Raw genomic sequence first — 17,596 nt, forward strand, 5'->3', positions numbered from 1 at the left:
CGTTAATGCCGAGTTATTTTTTACCTAAGGTGCCCACAGCAAAACGGCGAATAATTGAGCGCGCCATCAACACGGCTTGCCCAAGCTCGCTGCTGTTATGTAACGATTTTTGTGATGACTCTTTAGTGATTTCGGCTGAATCAGCAATTTCTATAATTTGTTGATTAATGTGCTCAGCGACCGCACTTTGTTGTTCAACAGCAGCAGACATATCTAACGTCAATTGAGTAATTTGCTCGACTGATTGATTAATCGATGCCAATGCGTTTCTCGTTTTATCGACAATTTCAACGCCTTTGCTCGCAGCCATTTCACCTTTAATAGACACTTGCACCGCGTTTTCAGCCCGCTTGGTTAACACGTTGACTATACCGTGAATTTTATCTGTAGACTCACGTGTTTTTAACGCCAATGAGCGCACTTCATCAGCCACCACACTAAAACCTCGTCCCTGTTCACCCGCCCTGGCGGCCTCAATTGCAGCATTAAGGGCAAGTAAATTGGTTTGGTCAGCAATACTAGAGATTAAACTGGCAGCTTGCCCAATCTCAATCGTTGACTCTGAAAGCTCACGGACGGTTGTAGCAATGTCGGCAACAGATAAATTTAACTCATCAATAGAATGCTTTGCTTGATCGGCAAGCTTAGCGCCTTCGCTAACATTATCTAAAGCATCTTTGGCACTTTCGGCATTGCGCTCAACATTGGTTGACACCTCTTGGATCGCTGTCGACATTTGGGTAATCGCTGACGCAATTTGTTGTGTTGACACACTTTGAAGCGAAACGGCTTTTGCGGTGGATTCCGCTTCAACTTGCGTATGCTCAACTATGCCATCTAATGACTTGGCTGCATCTTCAATACGTGTCATTGCGGTGCGGCAACGAGCAACCTCACAACCAAGGGCTAATTTAGCCTGAGCTTTAGCGCCAAAGTCGGCAAAATACGTTTCAGCAACCGTTAAATCGCTAAAAGATTCTGGATTAAGTTTGACCACTTCAAACCAATCCTGCTGCTGTTTATAACCTAACCAAGCTGTACTTAATATTAGGGTTAATAAGCCTAAAGCACCCGCACTGCCTCCCCAAAATGCCATTAATATGCCAGATAAAATCAACATTGGCAGCCAGGCTGGGAGTAGCTTAATAGCATGGTGAGCTAGCTTTGCAGATAAAGGTCGTGGTGCTTTTTGAGCTCTAATTCGTGCATAAGCGGCTTCGGCTCGAGCGATTTCTGAAGGTAAAGCGACCACCCTAACCGACTCGTAACCAACCACTTTGTTGTGTTCAAATACCGGCGTAACAAATGCACTTACCCAGTAATGATCACCATTTTTACGCCTATTTTTTACTAGCCCCATCCACACCTTACCGCTAGAGATACACTTCCACATGGCGTTAAATACATCACTTGGCATATCAGGATGACGCACAAGATTGTGTGGTTTACCGATTAATTCATCTCTGTCAAAACCACTAACCTCAACAAAAGCATCGTTACAATAGGTTATATGACCGCGTAAATCTGTCCCAGAAATAAGACGTGTATTTTCATCAAAGTGAAATTGTTTTTGGGTGACGGGTTGATTATTGCGCATAGGCACTGACTTCCTTGTCTTTAAATGTTGTGAAGGATTAATCCTTTGTCATCGATAATAAAGCACGTAAAGCATCATTAGATGACACAAAAGACTATAACGAAAAGCTTAATTAACGATTAATAATATAGCGTGAATACGGATAAATGTATAACCTTACATTTATTAGGTTTAAATATAGTATCTATCTGAATTTTTACAAATAACCAGCTGAGCTTATACCGAATGACAAACGATAAGAGCCTACTTAACTTAAGCTTTTAAGAGGTGAATAAATGACGCAGAGGTTATCTAGAGTTATGCCGTTCAGCACAAAAATGTGATCTTTTTTACAGGTTAACATCGCTTATAATTTCGTTAGAAATGTTGAAGGTAAAACAACGAGCTCGCTGCAATTTCAGCCTTATTCTAAGCAATTTTTCTTACGCAATCTTATACCATTTCCATTAATTATATGACCAATCAGAGTCGCTCAGACAGTTCAGTTTGAGGCGCATTGTTGAAATAATGGTATTAACGCTTTTTACTACCCTAAAAAAATGGCGTGGAATAAGATTCCACGCCATTAGAGTCACAATCATTCACAGCGATAACTCAGGCTATGCATATTCCTGCATAAAATCATCGAGATTATCGTTGATAATTTCAATCTCATCGCCACTAAATTGGGCAATGTGGAACAAGGCTTCACCTTCATTTGTCACAGGTATATTACTGTTACCGATAATAATCCCGTCACTTGGCGCTAACAATGCATAAGGCTCACCGCCCAATGGATTGACTATGTTTGCCAGAACTTGGCCTTTCGATACGCGCTCACCAAGTTTAAGTTTAATATTAACTAAACCGTCCGCTTCACTGCGTACCCAATAACTGCGGCTGGCATTAACTGATGCTGTCGGTTTTATTTTACCTTTAAGCATGCCAATGCATCGCATCACATTTAATACACCATTTAAACCTGATTTAATCGACAGCTCACTAAAACGTAAAGCCTCACCTGCTTCGTATAAAATACAGGGGATTTCGAGGCTATTTGCATAACCCCGCATCGAACCATCACGCGCTTTTGATGACATCACCACCGGTGCGCCAAAAGCATTTGCCATCGCTAGCATGGTTTCATCGTCTGTATCACAACGAATTTGCGGTAAGTTTTCACGATGAATAGCACCTGTGTGCAAATCAACAATATGCGTTGCACGCTTTACCAGCATACTGCTGAACAAATGTGCTAAACGACTGGCTAAAGCACCTTTAGCAGACCCTGGAAAGCAGCGATTTAAATCACGGCGATCAGGCAGGTAACGTGATTGCTGGATAAAACCAAACACATTCACAATCGGTACCACTAATAAGGTACCGGTTAAGGTTTTAGCATTCACACGACCGAGCAAACGTCGACATATCTCAATGCCATTTAACTCATCACCATGAATGGCCGCGCACACAAGCAACGTGGGCCCAGGTTTTGTGCCGTGAAACACTTCAACATGCAAATCCATTGGTGTGTCGTTATACAGTTTTGCAGCAGGCAGCTTGACACTTAATTGTGTCCCAGCGGTAACAGATACATCACCAATAACAAACGGTTCGTGCTTTTTTGCCATTAACCGACTCCTTTGGTTTTTGCGCTAGTAGGCTTAACATTTTTTTCGATAAATTGAATAATCTTCTCTGCGACATCAATACCGGTTGCTTTTTCGATACCTTCAAGGCCAGGAGAAGAGTTCACTTCCATTACTAACGGGCCATGTTTAGAACGTAAAATGTCAACACCGGCAACATTTAAGCCCATTGTTTTCGCAGCCCTAAGCGCTGTAGAGCGCTCTTCTGGCGTTAACTTAACAATGCTGGCTGAACCACCACGGTGTAAATTAGAGCGAAACTCACCCGGTAATGCTTGGCGTTTCATTGCTGCAATCACGCGATCGCCAATCACAAAACAACGAATGTCTGCACCACCTGCTTCGGCAATATATTCTTGCACCATTATGTTGGCTTTTAAGCCCATAAACGCTTCAATAACTGACTCTGCCGCTTTACGCGTTTCAGCAAGCACTACACCGATCCCTTGAGTTCCTTCAAGCAGTTTAATGACACAAGGCGCACCGCCCACCATGTCCAATAAATCTGGCACATCTGCTGGTTGGTTAGCAAAGCCCGTTATTGGCAAACCTATACTTTTACGAGATAAAAGCTGTAACGAACGTAATTTATCGCGTGAGCGAGTAATGGCAACGGATTCGTTTAATGGGTGTGTTCCCATCATCTCAAATTGGCGTAAAACGGCTGTACCATAAAACGTGACCGAGGCACCAATACGCGGAATAACTGCATCAAATTTTGGCAGCTCTTCACCGCGAACATGGATGCTTGGCGCGTTCATATTGATGTTCATGTAACACTTTAGTGGGTCAACAATTTTAACTTCATGACCACGTGCTTCAGCCGCTTCTTTAAGTCGACTTGTTGAATAAAGATTGCGATTCCTCGACATAATGGCGATTTGCATTTTGCTATTCTCCTGCTAAATATGACTCTGCTGAATTTACCAAAAAACGCCCTTCTAATGCGCGCCGGCCAAGCAACATTCTGAATGTCATGTTGTCTCTGTTTGTTAAGGTCAGTTCGATATCGAATTGTTGGTCACCGATAATAATCGGCGTTTTTATCACGTAGCGGTTAGTCACATGTCCGCCGGAGTCACTTACAGCTCGGCGATCAAATACAGGGAATTCGCACACTACTTCACGGTCTGATTCTTGCTCCGGATGAAGCCAGACTCGAACCCACTTTTGTTTATTTTTTTGAAACGGTTTAATTTTAAATGCGTGCAAACAAGACGTTTTTGCGCCAGTATCCACTTTGATTTTGACTCTTTCGTTGCCAATTTCAGGAAAAGTGCCCCACTCTCGCCAACCCACTATTCCGAGGGAGTGTTCAGTCATGGTCGATCCTTTCTTGTAGAGGAATTTTCATTCCAGAGTGTAATCTATCAATAAAATCTATTTATGATTATGTAATACCAATCAGCACAAGAATGTGATCATTCTTACTGGTTAACATCGCTTACAAGGCCGTTAGATATTTTCAAGGTAGAACAACTAGTTAGCTGCAACTCCCGCCTTAATTCTAAGCAATTCCCCTACGTAATCTCTGATAACTTATTTATCCTGATTGGTATATTGTGATATCGCCAAACTGTGACCTTATTGCCATCAATGTGACCTTGTTCAATGTATTCTAGTCAAGATATAGACTAATAACCGTTGGTTTTAGTCGTCAGCCAGTCACTCTCAGTACACTAACATGTTAATCCGGAAAATGTTGTGTCATTGTGAATGAATGCGATTTAGGGAAGATACAAACAAGATGCTTGATAAAAAACAAAATAACAAGACTGGGATAAAACAACCTTTAAAGCAATTTTAACACAAAAATGCTATTTATATCAAACTAACATTGAACACCAACAAAAATTAAAGCTTTAACTCAGTAGGTTACAAAAAAAACACACCATATCCAAAGCGACAAAAAGGTGACTTAACTTTAAAAATATACTTTAAAACACTAACGAAAAAAATATAAAAGGTTAAATAACACTCATATCAAAATCAGTTGGTGTGTATATAATAGTACAGGTTATTTTAGACTCAAATGATCATAAAAATGACAGGTTCTTTATCATAACGTAAATGATAAACAGGACCGATTTGCGATATCATTGATATACCCAACCCTAGGTCGTATTTCACATTGCCACATGGACATGTGCCTCATAAACCCAAAACACGCTCACGGTTATCATTTAGGATTAACGATATAAAAGGTATTACCATGTTTAGCTCTCATAGCTTTCATTTTTTACAACAACTGGCCACTCATAATGACAGGGAGTGGTTTAAAGCTAATCAAACCGATTATGAAGATAATGTTCGTACTCCAGCGCTGCAATTTATTGACGCAATGCAAGGGCCTATTTTAGCCTTATCACCTCGATTTACAGCCATTCCTAAAAAGGTCGGTGGCAGCTTAATGCGTCCACAACGTGATAGCCGTTTTAGTAAAGATAAAACCCCATATAAAACCAATGTGGGCATTCAGTTTAGGCATTTCCAAGCAAAAGATGTTCATGCCCCTGGGTTTTATGTGCATATAGCCAATGATGAATGTTTTATTGCCGCGGGTATTTGGCACCCTGAGTCTAAAGCGCTTAATGCGATAAGGCATTGTATCGATGAAAACCCAAACAGCTACAAAAAAGCCTTGGCGACGTTAAAGCAAGCTGGGTTTGAATTAACGGGCGACAGTTTACTCAGGCCGCCACGGGGATTTGATAGCCAGCATCCACTAATTGATGAGCTTAAACGTAAAGATTTTATCGCAATCAAGCCCATCACCATTGAGCAAGTGTGTAGCGAGCATTTTGTCGAATTTTGCAGTAAAGAGTTTGAACATACTCGTTCATTAATGGCTTATCTGTGCTTTGCGCTGTCTTTAGATTTTTAACGCAAACAACATATTTAGCAGTAAAAACTAACTCCGCTGACCTATGCGGTTTTCGCCTCAGGGCATGGTAAACTAGCGCCATATTGCATTAAGTTGCACCAATACTTTTGCTATTTCGCCACATCAGGTTATTTAATGAGTCAAACACATTCTGCTAAGCCCTTTCTGTCAGCATTTAATGACAGCATTGTTATTGAGGCCAGTACTCCCGCACAAAAACGTGCACTGAGTTATGCCACCACGATAGAAATGCTGTTTAACCAGGTCATGAGCACCAAAATGCCGGCTGATAGAATTATTGGCCAATATTTTCGTGAACATAAAAAGCACGGTTCAAAAGATAGACGAGTGATCCGCGAAACGTTATTTGGATTATTTCGTTGGTGGGGTTGGCTGAAACAATTGCAAGCACCACAACCTCACGTAACTTGGTTTAGACAGTTAACGGCTTGTGCTGCACTTGAGCAGCATAAATGGCAAGATATTACTCAAGCATGGGACACGATAGCCGCATGGACGCCAACAGAAGTACCGCCGACAAACAGCGACAGTATTAATGACAAACTCGCGTTATTTATGTCGTTCTCTGGTCTAACCGATTGTCAACTTAGCGATTTACTGCCCAGCTGGTTTTGGCGAACCTGCCCAGTTTCACCAGCAGAACAACTCGCTGTAGTTGAAGCAATGACCAGTCGCCCGCCAATTTGGGCTCGTGTGCAGAGCATAAAGGCTGCCACTGCCATTGCGCAACTGAATAACGCCGGTGTTGACGCCGTGGCTAGTCAATACTTTACTGACGCCATAAGTCTGGGCAATAAGAGCATCAACCTCAATGAGATTGAAACTTATAAGCAAGGTCATCTTGAAATTCAAGATCTTGCCTCTCAAGTTATTGGCCAAGTTTGCCAACCTAATGCTGATGAACAATGGTGGGATGCGTGCAGTGGCGCCGGTGGTAAAACCTTACAATTACGCTCGTTAATGCTACAACAACACCCACAAAGCAGTGGCAGCATTATTGCCTCAGACATTCGCCATAAGCCTTTAGAAGAACTGAACAAACGAGCAAGCCGTGCAGGCTTTAACAACATTAGTGTTGCGCCATGGAAATCAGATGCCCTACCCGTTAATGCCAACACATTTGACGGTGTGTTAGTTGATGCGCCGTGCAGTTGCACAGGCACTTGGCGACGCAATCCTGATATGCGCTGGTTAGATGATGCAAGCGCGGTGAGTGATAAACCAACGCTGCAATTAGATATTTTAACCCGCAGTGCTAAGGCGGTGAAATCAGGTGGGCAATTAGTGTATGCAACGTGTTCATTGTCACCAAGTGAAAATGAACACGTTGTTGAGGCATTTTTAGCGCAAACCAATGAATTCGAATTAGTACCTGTGATCCACCCATTTACAGGTGGATCGTGCAGCATGCTTACCATTTGGCCGCAAGTTGCAGACAGTGATGGGATGTTTGTCGCTAAAATGCGCCGAAAATAAAATCAATTCAATACCCTATGAATTAGTACAACTATTACAGCTTAATCATAAACAAAAAAACGCCATCTAATTAGATGGCGTTTTTTGTTTAAATCGTTGTAATAATACCAATTCCACTAATTATCTGGTCATTCAGCGGGAATTCTGTGTCTTCTAGGCAAGTAATAGGATTGTAGGCATAGTTGTTCTCGGCAACTGCTCCTGCGTTGCTCTACCTCCTGCGTCCATGCAGTCGTACGTCAAAATACTATTAAGCAGCATAGAAGGCACAGAAACCCGCCTTGTAGGAGACGCTCAGACAGTCCATTTCTTTGTTGCATTGCCTTAGAAGGGAATGACCATTATTTCAACAATGCGCCTCAAACTGAACAGTCTGAGCGACTCTGATTGGTCACATAATTAATGGAAATGGTATAATTCATTACTTTCGATGCAATCTTAAAATTAATTCAGCTTCTGCCTTGGGTAGCTCGCACTCTTGCATTAACTCTTCAACCCCTGCGCCAAGCCCAACCATTTTAACCGCCCGAGAATACAGTTTAGCTTGAGGGTCTTGCTGACTGGCTTCTTCAATCATATCAGACTGCTGAGATAGTTTTTTTTCTAACTCAACAACTCGACGGCCAACACCAATAGTACCACTTCGAAGCTCATGCAACTCACGCTTTACGGCTTCACGCTGACGATCGCTCTCTTTGACCAGTACCGTTAATGCGTCAACTTTGGTCTTTAACTTACGTGATTGTTTTTGAAGATAAAGCACTAAACCTAGGCAAGCTACTACGTACACTAGAGCTGCAATTAAAAATTCATCACCCATCAATATACCTAATTTGCCAAAACATAGAGCAAAACAAAAAAGCCAACATATCAGAGTTGGCTTTTGGATTACAACGTCTGTTTTAGAGTTGCGTTAACTCAACCCACTCGTCGTCTGACAACAACTTATCTAGGTCGACTAAAATCAATAATTCATTATCTCGATTACTCACGCCTTGAATAAACTTCGCGCTTTCTTCGGTACCGACATTGGGTGCATTATCAATTTCTGAGCGACGTAAATAAACCACTTCAGCAACGCTATCTACCAAAATACCAATGACTTGTTTTTCAGCTTCGATGATAACAATTCGAGTTGAGTCGTCAAGTTCAGCAGATTGCAGGCCAAAGCGTGAGCGAGTATCAATCACAGTGACCACGTTGCCACGAAGGTTAATAATACCGAGTACGTAATCAGGCGCGCCCGGTACTGGAGCTATTTCGGTATAACGCAATACTTCTTGTACCTGCATAACATTTATACCGTAGGTTTCATGGTCTAACTTAAATGTTACCCATTGTAAAACCGCATCGTCTTTACCCGCAGCAACCGCTGCTACACTTCTAGAATCGCTCATAGTTAACCTCGGTCAATCGAATCCTGACAACCTAAACCTGCATCAAGCATTTCAATTAATGCTTGTACATGCAAAATGCCACACATTTGTTGTTTTACTACCCCAGCAAGCCATGGACGCTTACCCGGTTTTTCACGCCAGTTGACGTGTGATTTATCTATTTTAACGGCATTAACCAATGACTCACAGGTTAATCCCCAAGCACTGTTTTCTAGCATAACAAGATATTGATAATTTACTGATTGCGCCAGCTCTGGTGTGTATTTTTCTGGCATAACCCAGGCGCAGGTATCAACAACATTAATTTTTGTGTCACGATGAGTTTGCACACCTTTAAACCACGATGGACGGCCTATAAGGTGATTAATTTTCTCTATCTTTATGATGCCACCTAAACTCACTAATGGCACGGCTAAAGTTAAGCCCGCCACATTAAAAAACAATACTTGAAACTCATCATCTAACACTTCTTGCAAATTTTGAGTAATGCTAGGTGGAGTTGCCCCTGTTTGCTGTAATTGGTGAGCCGCTTTTTCTTCAGCAATCTTATCATGTTTAATAATAGCGTCTTTTAGCTCAGCTAGCGCACTATTGTCAGTTTTTATATCGACTAACGATTTGATTTCTTTATTTGTTAAGGTGTTTTTTTGTAAAGGCGTGTCGTCAACGTTAGGTTGAACACTAACAGAAGCCTCAGTTTCACTGATCGCTATGCGAACCCGCTCTGCACTTGCCTTTATTTGCTTTTGAATGTCATTATCTTTATTTGCATGTGAAACGGCAGATAATAACTTTTCAAGGGCTAACTTATCTACTTGAGTGTTTGGTTCGGCAAAGCGTCGAGTTGGCTCAACTTTTGATTGCGCAGTCTGAGACACCAATGACGAAGAAGACTGGCCAACAAGGGTTGTATCCTTAATAGGCGAAGTGTCCTTTACGGCTTGGGCTATTTTTGATTCTAATATCGGCTTAGTATCAGCTTCAATAACAGGTTTTGTTGGCGGTTCCTGTAATAAAAGACTGAAATAATCAAAAACAGTTTCATCAACCGATTTTGACATGAGCAAACTCCCGAGCACATAAAAAATCAAGTAGACGATTATAAGCTTTAACTCCACGACTAGTCGCAGAATAATGTGATGCCGGTAGGTGAGCTAAGCTGGCATCTCTAAATTTAGTATCCACTGGGATCACATCATTAGGCCACAAAGTTTGGCCGTATTTATCTTGTAAGAACTGCAAAGCAATGGGTGATGCTTTAGTCCGTTTATCGTACATGGTTGGTAATACCGTGTAACTGTAACGTGTTTTTTTAGAACGTCCCATGATCTCCATGGTTTTAACCATTCTCTCAAGGCCTTTAATCGCCAAAAATTCGGTTTGCACTGGAATAATAATATGTTGGCTAGCAGCTAATGCATTAACCATGAGAACACCCAGTACTGGAGGACAATCAATGATTGCCACATCGTACTTGTCTTCAACTAGTGCCAATAAATTACGTAACACTAACCCCATGCCTTCTTGATGCCCTAATGAGCGGTCAAGTGTCGCCAAAGCCATATTAGCCGGTATGATGTCTAGACCTTCAATTTGAGTAGGAATGACATTTTGCATGATCAATTCTTGTGTCAACGCCTGATGATTAACAAAAATATCATAAAGCGAGCTTGGCACTTCTTCAGAGTCAATACCCAAATAGTAACCCAATGAAGCGTGAGGATCGGTATCTATCATTAACACTCGTTGACCACGTTTAACGATAGCTCCCGCTAAACTGGCAACAGTGGTCGTTTTACCTACTCCACCTTTTTGATTTGCAACTGTCCATACTTTCAAAAATAGCCTCTCAACTTATCATTATCTAATGTAATGCTCATTGTTGTTTTTGCTGTTTGTCATCACGGGTTGTAACTCTAATACCGCCATTTGGTAGGCTGATGACCTTAACGCCCTGAGCATTCTCTGACACTATCACTTCTTGAGTTGGCGGTGTCTGTGAACTGTTAACACTCTCTGGTGTTTTTGCGGTGTCAGTTTCGATAGCACCTGGGCCAATTAACACGCTGCGCGCCTCATCTTTTGCGGTTTGGTTTATCATAGCCTGGGTTTGTTCTGGATGCGTTAACAACCAATTAGCAATATTTTCAGCTTGTTCTTCAGGTACCATCAAGAGCACTTGCGATGCTTTTAAGTGTTCAATTTCTTTTGTAAGCACGGCCATTTTACGCTGCGAATCAAGATATAAACTGCCTAAAACGACAATGGCAATAACACACAAAAACAAGCCTAACATTAGCTTAGTCGTTAATGACGTCGACGAATTAGCCACGACTGGTTTCTTTTAATATCGCATCGGCCATGTTTTCAAGCGCAATTGAATGCGCAGCAAGCCCTGCAGATGCCACTGCTTGTGGCATACCGTAAACAACACAACTGGCTTCGTCTTGAGCCCAAATAGTGGCTCCAGCGGACTTAAGCATTCTGGCACCTTCTCTGCCATCTGCCCCCATCCCTGTTAATACGACAGCCAATACATCACCACCAAAAGCTTTAGATGCCGACGCAAAGGTAATATCAACCGACGGCTTGTAATTCATGTCACTCGTGCCTGCAACAACTTTTAAACGCCCAGTCATTCCAGCACGTTCAAGCATTAGCTGCATTCCACCAGGTGCAAGATAGGCACAGCCAGCACGTAACACATCACCATTTTGTGCTTCTTTAACTTCAATTTTGCATAGGGTATTTAAGCGTGCAGCAAACGCTGGGGTAAAAGCCGCTGGCATATGCTGAATAAGTACTATGGGGTGCGGGTAATTTGCCGGAAATGCCGTCAATACTTTTTGCAGTGCCACCGGTCCGCCTGTGGAGGTCCCAATAAGTAGTACTTTGTATTGTTTACCACTGGCTCTGATAGTTGATAATGATTGGGCCGCCGGCGCAGGCTGGCGCTCGACCGCAGAATTTAACTGGCTGCGAGTAGGCAATGACGATCCAGCTTGCGTTAAAGAACCACTATTAAGCCTTGAACTTAATGGACGGTGCGGTTCTCTTAGGCTACTTTGTGATAAGCTGGCAGAACGCCGCGAGTCCAGAGTGTTAGTTGACACAGGGCTTGGTCGGTATACCCGTCTTTTCCCCAACGCTTTTATGCGCTGCTGAAGCAAACTTATCGCCTCATCTTTATTGGTAGCGATGTCTTCAAAACGTTTAGGCAGAAAGTCGAGAGCGCCAGCTTCTAGCGCGTCGAGTGTTGCTTTAGCACCATCATGGGTTAGCGAAGAAAACATCAAAATGGGCGTAGGATTGCTCGCCATAATCTCACGCACAGCACTAATACCGTCCATAACCGGCATCTCGATATCCATCGTGATCACTTGAGGTTTAAATTTTGCAGCCATATCAATCGCTTCTTTGCCATTAACAGCAACAGCAACAACTTCGAGCTCAGGATCTTGGTTAACAATTTCACTGACTCGTCGTCGAAAAAAGCTAGAATCGTCTACAACTAATACTTTTATGGCCATTGAATTCCTTAAATAATGGAACTTTTATTATTTTTTATTTTTGGCGTAATGTTTAAGTAGCCCAGGAATATCAAGAATCAATGCAATGCCACCATCTGAAGTGATAGTTGCACCTGCCATACCTGGCGTTCCTTGCAGCATAGTGCCTAACGGTTTAATCACCACTTCTTCTTGACCAATGAGTGCATCAACCACAAAACCAATTTGCATTGTACCTAGCTGCACAATCACAACATGACCATGTTTTTTATCGCCATGCTTAAACTTGGTTTTTTTACTATGTAACCAATGCTCGAGATAAAATAATGGCACGGCTTTATTACGGAAAATAACGGTTAACTGACCATCAACAATATTGGTTTTACTTAGGTCCAGATTAAATATTTCATTGACACTTGATAACGGCAATGCAAAGACTTGTTTAGAAACGTCAACCATTAATGTTGGCATGATGGCTAGCGTTAACGGCACTTTAATTTCAAGAATAGTGCCTTTGCCTTTCATCGAGTCGATATGAACAGTACCATTTAGCTGGTTAATGCGGGTTTTAACCACATCCATACCCACTCCGCGGCCTGAAATATCTGAAATTTCAACTTTGGTGGAAAAACCTGGCGCAAAAATCAGATTATACGCTTCGTTATCTGTCATTCTTGCAGCAGAATCTTCGTCTAGCACGCCACGAGAAATAGCAATTTGCTTTAGCTTCTCTGGGTCCATACCAGCACCATCATCCTCAATTTTGAGAAGAATATGGTCACCTTCTTGACTTGCAGAGAGTGTGATGGTTCCTGAGCGTGGCTTACCATTGGCTTCACGAGTGATTGGCATTTCAATACCGTGGTCAACTGAGTTACGCACTAAGTGGACAAGTGGATCTGCCAGCGCCTCAACTAAGTTTTTATCAAGATCGGTTTCTTCACCAATCATGACTAAATCAATTTCTTTGTTTAACGTTCGTGCTAGATCGCGCACAACCCTCGGGAAACGGCCAAATACTTTCTTAATTGGCTGCATACGGGTTTTCATTACCGCACCTTGCAAATCAGCAGTAACAAGATCAAGGTTAGCAAGCGCTTTAGACATCTCTTCGTCTTCGCGAGTAATACCAAGGCTCACTAAACGGTTACGTACCAATACCAATTCCCCGACCATATTCATAATTTGATCAAGGCGTGCAGTATCAACGCGAACTGTGGTTTCACCTTGCGGTACTGCATTGGCTTTAGCTGGCGCGGGTACAGGAGCTTTATCTTGAACAGCATCAACTTTAGGTGCGGGGGCCGCAACAGGTTTAACCACTGGCGCTGGGGGAGTCGGTTTTGGCGTTTCAGTCGCTTTAGGTGGTACGGGCTCTGCCGCTTTGGCAGCAGTAGGTTTTGCAGCAGATGGTGTAGACACCGCTACAGGTGCACCGCCTTTTCCATGTAACTCATCAAGTAAGCGTTCAAACTCATCGTCGGTAATTTCGTCTGAATCAACCAAGGGTTCAACAATGGGTTCTGCTGGTTTTACTTTTTCGGCAACCGATTCTGTTTTCGCTTTAAACGTTCCAGAACCATGAAGCTCATCAAGTAAGGCTTCGAATTCATCATCGGTAATTTCATCACTACTTGTCGAAGATGAAGAGGCTGATTTAGGCGCTGAAGTGTCTTTATTTTCTGAAGGGCTTTGTGCAGATATAGGGCTTTTACCACTGCCATGCAAAGCATCGAGTAGTGCTTCAAATTCTGACTCGTCAATTTCATCAATACCGGCCGAATTGGATGAAGCGGCGACCTCAGGGCTGATATCTTCTACGTATTCAGGTTCAATATTATCTGCAACGTCTTCAATGATTTCTGGCTCAGGGGCGGACTCGCCCATTTCAGATGGCAAAGGAGCACCGGAGCTTAATAGTTTTAGTTTTGCAAGCAAGTCTGAGTCAGCGGGATCTTGTTGTTGTCCCTGTTGAGTTTGAGCAAACATGGTATTAATTGCATCAACAGCCTGCAAAATAATATCCATTAACTCGGCATTGACACTGCGTTTACCTGTACGTAAAAGATCAAAGGTGTTTTCAGCTTCGTGACAAACATCAACCATTGGTGTCAGACTTAAAAATCCAGCACCACCTTTTACAGTATGAAATCCACGGAAAATGGCATTTAGTAAATCACTGTCATCAGGATTATTTTCAAGAGCGACTAACTGCTCCTGTAGAAGCTCTAAAATCTCGCCAGCTTCAATTAAAAAGTCCTGGAGTATCTCTTCATCAACATCAAAGGACATTAAATTGACTCCTAATTAGAAACCCAGACTTGATAGCAGATCATCAACTTCATCCTGACCCGTGACCACGTCTTCGCGTAATTCAGCGTTCATGATTGGGCCTTCTGCCTCTATCTTATTATCTTTAATCGTAGGTAATGATTCAGCTGTATGCTCACCAAACACGGTCAACATCGACACTAAACTATTTTCGACTTCACGCACTAGTTCAATCACGCGGCGGATCATCTGGCCGGTTAAATCCTGGAAATCTTGTGCCATTAATATCTGATTGAGCAATTCACGAAGACGGTTTGAGTCATGCTCACTGTTAGACATAAATTGCTGAACATCGTGGCAAAGTGACTTAAATTCACCAAGCTCAATATCACGACGCATCAATTTGTCCCACATCGGTGTTACAGACTGAATATTGCTTATAATGGTATCGGCCAAAGGCAAACATTCTTCAACCGCATCCATGGTTTTATTAGCAGCTTGCTCGGTCATATCAATGACGTAGTTCAATCTTTCTTTAGCGTCCGGAATTTCGGTGTTGGCTAATTCAGATAAACGATTATCGATTTGAAAATCTTTGAGGGCGCTGTGTAATTGGCGAGTGAGCTTACCCACTTCTTCAAACAACTCGCGTTGTAGTGGAGAAGCGAGCTCTCTAATTATGTCGTCAGCTTTATCTTGCTCTCCCGCCGATAGCAGTTCAACAAGTTGCTGGGCCTGTTCGAGAGTGATTAACCCCGATAATGATGCCTGCATGACTTATCCTTGCTTATCCGAGACGTTCAAAGATTTTATCTAACTTTTCTTTTAACGTGGCGGCGGTAAAAGGTTTTACAACATATCCATTCACACCGGCTTGGGCTGCCGCAATGATTTGTTCGCGCTTAGCTTCAGCGGTCACCATCAAAACAGGTAGGTGTTTAAGTGAATCATCTGCACGGATAGCTTTGAGTAAATCAATACCCTGCATTCCAGGCATGTTCCAGTCAGTTACAACAAAGTCAAAATCACCTTTTTGTAACATAGGTAGGGCTGTTGAGCCATCATCTGCTTCTTGGGTATTATTAAATCCCAAGTCTCGCAACAAGTTCTTAATGATACGTCTCATTGTTGAAAAATCGTCAACAATAAGAATCTTCATATTCTTGTCCAAGGTTTCCTCCGGTGAGCTGACACTCGTTTGCTCTATAATTAGTTATTATTCTTGTGTCCAATGCTTGAGCTTGGCTTTTAGTCTGAGCATGGCCTGACTTAATATCTGGCTCACTCGTGACTCGCTTACCTCAAGGATGGCACCAATTTCTTTTAAGTTTAGCGCTTCGTCATAATATAACGACAGCACTAAAGCATCTCTTTCTGGCAAGGTTTTGATTGCTTCAACCAGTGCAGATTGGAATTGAGTCTCAGCAAGAGAATCAAATGCTTCATCTGGGGATTCGTCGTTTGTGGTTAACACATCCTGAGAAACACCAAGATCTTCTATGCCTATGATTTTACCGACAGAAACATCATTTAAGATATGATGGTACTCATCGAGAGACATATCAAGTTTTTCAGCAATTTCTGTGTCTCGTGCATCGCGCCCTAGCAGTTGTTCTAGTTCGTCAATAACTTGGGCTACACGGCGATTATTACGATGAACTGAGCGTGGAACCCAGTCACCGCGGCGAATTTCATCTATCATTGCGCCACGAATACGAATGCCAGCAAAGGTTTCAAATTTAGCCCCTTTGCTGCCATCAAATTTTGATGACGCTTCAAGAAGCCCCATCATACCTGCTTGTAATAAATCATCCAGTTGCACTGATGCGGGCAGCCTTGCCAACATGTGATGAGCAATTCTTTTCACCAACGGTGCATACTGTTCAACAATCGATGTTTTATTATCGAACTGAGTATACGCTGCGGCTTTATTCACTCGCTCTCCCCTCTTCAACGGGCTTACGTTGCACTAAACGTTCAACAAAAAACTCTAAATGTCCACCGGGTTGCTGTGGTACAGGCCAAGTCATAATTTTATTGGCCAATCCATGATAAGCAATCGCTGAAGGTGACTTAGGGAAAGCTTCAACAACTAATTTTTGCTTACGAATAGCTTTGCGTAAATTTTCATCAAAAGGAACGGTAGCAACAAGCTCTAACGCCACATCTAAAAATCTATCCGTCACTTTACTGAGTTTAGCAAATAATTCCATGCCTTCGCGTAAACTGCGCACCATATTTGCCACAATTTTGAAGTGGAACACACCGTGCTCACGACTTAAAATTTTAATCAATGCATACGCATCGGTTATCGATGTAGGTTCATCACACACAACGATTAATACATCTTGTGAGGCACGAGAGAAGCTCAGCACCATATCAGAAATACCCGCTGCAGTATCAACAATTAATATGTCAAACTGAGTGCGCATTTCACTAAATGCACGTATTAAGCCTGCATGTTGTGCCTGAGTCAACTCAACCATGGCTTGAGTGCCTGACGTCGCGGGCACAATACCAATGCCTTTAGGTCCTCGAACAATAATATCATCGAGTTCAGCATCACCAGACAATACATGAGATAAATTTTTCTCAGCACGGATCCCTAGCATCACATCAACGTTGGCTAAACCTAAGTCAGCATCAAGCACAAGTACACGTTTGCCTTTTTCGGCCAATGCAACTGCGGTATTAATGGACACACTGGTTTTACCTACCCCGCCTTTACCACCGGATACGGCAATTACTTTAACTTTATCGTTATTTGGTTGATTCATCATACGTAAACCACTTGCTTGATCCCGAGTCATATC

17 protein-coding genes are annotated in these 17,596 nt (G+C 42.4%); 2 read left to right on the forward strand and 15 right to left on the reverse strand.

Annotated elements, in window-relative coordinates; genetic code table 11:
* Positions 1-13: 13 nt before the first annotated feature.
* From IEW93_RS03985 to IEW93_RS04000, 4 genes are all read right to left on the reverse strand, one after another.
* Positions 14-1,597 carry a methyl-accepting chemotaxis protein gene (locus IEW93_RS03985; protein WP_188737151.1) on the reverse strand — a complete coding sequence of 528 codons (1,584 nt, stop codon included), beginning with the start codon at positions 1,595-1,597 and terminating at the stop codon, positions 14-16.
* Positions 1,598-2,196: 599 nt separating this feature from the next.
* Positions 2,197-3,207, reverse strand: coding sequence for a succinylglutamate desuccinylase/aspartoacylase family protein (locus IEW93_RS03990; protein WP_188737153.1), 1,011 nt, complete (start codon positions 3,205-3,207; stop codon positions 2,197-2,199).
* Positions 3,207-4,112: a 30S ribosomal protein S6--L-glutamate ligase gene (gene rimK / locus IEW93_RS03995; RefSeq protein ID WP_188737155.1), complete on the reverse strand. Its 906-nt coding sequence runs from the start codon at positions 4,110-4,112 to the stop codon at positions 3,207-3,209. The genes IEW93_RS03990 and rimK overlap by 1 nt, the downstream gene beginning before the upstream one ends.
* Positions 4,113-4,116: 4 nt before the next feature.
* Positions 4,117-4,548, reverse strand: a complete 432-nt coding sequence (locus IEW93_RS04000) for an ATP-dependent zinc protease family protein (RefSeq protein WP_188737157.1) — start codon at positions 4,546-4,548, stop codon at positions 4,117-4,119.
* Between the two features lie 889 nt (positions 4,549-5,437).
* Between IEW93_RS04000 and IEW93_RS04005 the strand changes: the two genes are divergently transcribed.
* Positions 5,438-6,109, forward strand: a complete 672-nt coding sequence (locus tag IEW93_RS04005; RefSeq protein WP_188737158.1) for a DUF2461 domain-containing protein — start codon at positions 5,438-5,440, stop codon at positions 6,107-6,109.
* 135 nt (positions 6,110-6,244) lie between these two features.
* Positions 6,245-7,606: an RsmB/NOP family class I SAM-dependent RNA methyltransferase gene (locus tag IEW93_RS04010; RefSeq protein ID WP_188737160.1), complete on the forward strand. Its 1,362-nt coding sequence runs from the start codon at positions 6,245-6,247 to the stop codon at positions 7,604-7,606.
* A gap of 421 nt (positions 7,607-8,027) precedes the next feature.
* On the opposite strand, the gene IEW93_RS04015 is transcribed toward IEW93_RS04010, so the two are convergent.
* From IEW93_RS04015 to IEW93_RS04065, 11 genes are all read right to left on the reverse strand, one after another.
* Positions 8,028-8,426 (reverse strand): DUF2802 domain-containing protein, encoded by a 399-nt coding sequence (locus IEW93_RS04015; protein ID WP_188737162.1) that lies wholly within the window; start codon positions 8,424-8,426, stop codon positions 8,028-8,030.
* 82 nt (positions 8,427-8,508) lie between these two features.
* A complete protein-coding gene (locus IEW93_RS04020; protein ID WP_160054647.1) occupies positions 8,509-9,003 on the reverse strand; it encodes a chemotaxis protein CheW in 495 nt (164 codons plus the stop codon).
* Between the two features lie 2 nt (positions 9,004-9,005).
* The gene (locus IEW93_RS04025; protein WP_188737164.1) at positions 9,006-10,064 is read right to left on the reverse strand and encodes a chemotaxis protein CheW; all 1,059 of its coding nucleotides are present in this window, start codon (positions 10,062-10,064) and stop codon (positions 9,006-9,008) included.
* Positions 10,048-10,842, reverse strand: a complete 795-nt coding sequence (locus IEW93_RS04030) for a ParA family protein (protein ID WP_188737167.1) — start codon at positions 10,840-10,842, stop codon at positions 10,048-10,050. The genes IEW93_RS04025 and IEW93_RS04030 overlap by 17 nt, the downstream gene beginning before the upstream one ends.
* Positions 10,843-10,879: 37 nt before the next feature.
* Positions 10,880-11,335: a membrane anchored protein in chemotaxis locus gene (locus tag IEW93_RS04035; RefSeq protein ID WP_308419200.1), complete on the reverse strand. Its 456-nt coding sequence runs from the start codon at positions 11,333-11,335 to the stop codon at positions 10,880-10,882.
* A complete protein-coding gene (locus IEW93_RS04040) occupies positions 11,328-12,533 on the reverse strand; it encodes a protein-glutamate methylesterase/protein-glutamine glutaminase (RefSeq protein WP_188737169.1) in 1,206 nt (401 codons plus the stop codon). Before IEW93_RS04040 ends, IEW93_RS04035 begins: the two co-directional genes overlap by 8 nt.
* Before the next feature lie 27 nt (positions 12,534-12,560).
* A complete protein-coding gene (locus IEW93_RS04045) occupies positions 12,561-14,804 on the reverse strand; it encodes a chemotaxis protein CheA (protein WP_188737171.1) in 2,244 nt (747 codons plus the stop codon).
* Between the two features lie 15 nt (positions 14,805-14,819).
* The gene (locus IEW93_RS04050; RefSeq protein WP_188737174.1) at positions 14,820-15,557 is read right to left on the reverse strand and encodes a protein phosphatase CheZ; all 738 of its coding nucleotides are present in this window, start codon (positions 15,555-15,557) and stop codon (positions 14,820-14,822) included.
* Positions 15,558-15,570: 13 nt separating this feature from the next.
* A complete protein-coding gene (cheY, locus tag IEW93_RS04055) occupies positions 15,571-15,954 on the reverse strand; it encodes a chemotaxis response regulator CheY (protein WP_115134899.1) in 384 nt (127 codons plus the stop codon).
* 45 nt (positions 15,955-15,999) lie between these two features.
* Positions 16,000-16,719 carry an RNA polymerase sigma factor FliA gene (locus tag IEW93_RS04060; RefSeq protein WP_188737176.1) on the reverse strand — a complete coding sequence of 240 codons (720 nt, stop codon included), beginning with the start codon at positions 16,717-16,719 and terminating at the stop codon, positions 16,000-16,002.
* Positions 16,712-17,593, reverse strand: a complete 882-nt coding sequence (locus IEW93_RS04065) for a MinD/ParA family protein (protein WP_223419693.1) — start codon at positions 17,591-17,593, stop codon at positions 16,712-16,714. The genes IEW93_RS04060 and IEW93_RS04065 overlap by 8 nt, the downstream gene beginning before the upstream one ends.
* Positions 17,594-17,596 lie beyond the last annotated feature (3 nt).

The sequence above is a fragment of the Shewanella inventionis genome (assembly GCF_014641855.1).
Lineage (GTDB): Bacteria > Pseudomonadota > Gammaproteobacteria > Enterobacterales > Shewanellaceae > Shewanella > Shewanella inventionis.

Bases quoted from the DNA above. Each gene is read 5' to 3' on its own strand.
- IEW93_RS03985 (WP_188737151.1), bottom strand. From the start codon at position 1,597: ATGCGCAATAATCAACCCGTCACCCAAAAACAATTTCACTTTGATGAA.
- IEW93_RS03990 (WP_188737153.1), bottom strand. From the start codon at position 3,207: ATGGCAAAAAAGCACGAACCGTTTGTTATTGGTGATGTATCTGTTACC.
- rimK (WP_188737155.1), bottom strand. From the start codon at position 4,112: ATGCAAATCGCCATTATGTCGAGGAATCGCAATCTTTATTCAACAAGT.
- IEW93_RS04000 (WP_188737157.1), bottom strand. From the start codon at position 4,548: ATGACTGAACACTCCCTCGGAATAGTGGGTTGGCGAGAGTGGGGCACT.
- IEW93_RS04005 (WP_188737158.1), top strand. From the start codon at position 5,438: ATGTTTAGCTCTCATAGCTTTCATTTTTTACAACAACTGGCCACTCAT.
- IEW93_RS04010 (WP_188737160.1), top strand. From the start codon at position 6,245: ATGAGTCAAACACATTCTGCTAAGCCCTTTCTGTCAGCATTTAATGAC.
- IEW93_RS04015 (WP_188737162.1), bottom strand. From the start codon at position 8,426: ATGGGTGATGAATTTTTAATTGCAGCTCTAGTGTACGTAGTAGCTTGC.
- IEW93_RS04020 (WP_160054647.1), bottom strand. From the start codon at position 9,003: ATGAGCGATTCTAGAAGTGTAGCAGCGGTTGCTGCGGGTAAAGACGAT.
- IEW93_RS04025 (WP_188737164.1), bottom strand. From the start codon at position 10,064: ATGTCAAAATCGGTTGATGAAACTGTTTTTGATTATTTCAGTCTTTTA.
- IEW93_RS04040 (WP_188737169.1), bottom strand. From the start codon at position 12,533: ATGGCCATAAAAGTATTAGTTGTAGACGATTCTAGCTTTTTTCGACGA.
- IEW93_RS04045 (WP_188737171.1), bottom strand. From the start codon at position 14,804: ATGTCCTTTGATGTTGATGAAGAGATACTCCAGGACTTTTTAATTGAA.
- IEW93_RS04050 (WP_188737174.1), bottom strand. From the start codon at position 15,557: ATGCAGGCATCATTATCGGGGTTAATCACTCTCGAACAGGCCCAGCAA.
- IEW93_RS04065 (WP_223419693.1), bottom strand. From the start codon at position 17,593: ATGACTCGGGATCAAGCAAGTGGTTTACGTATGATGAATCAACCAAAT.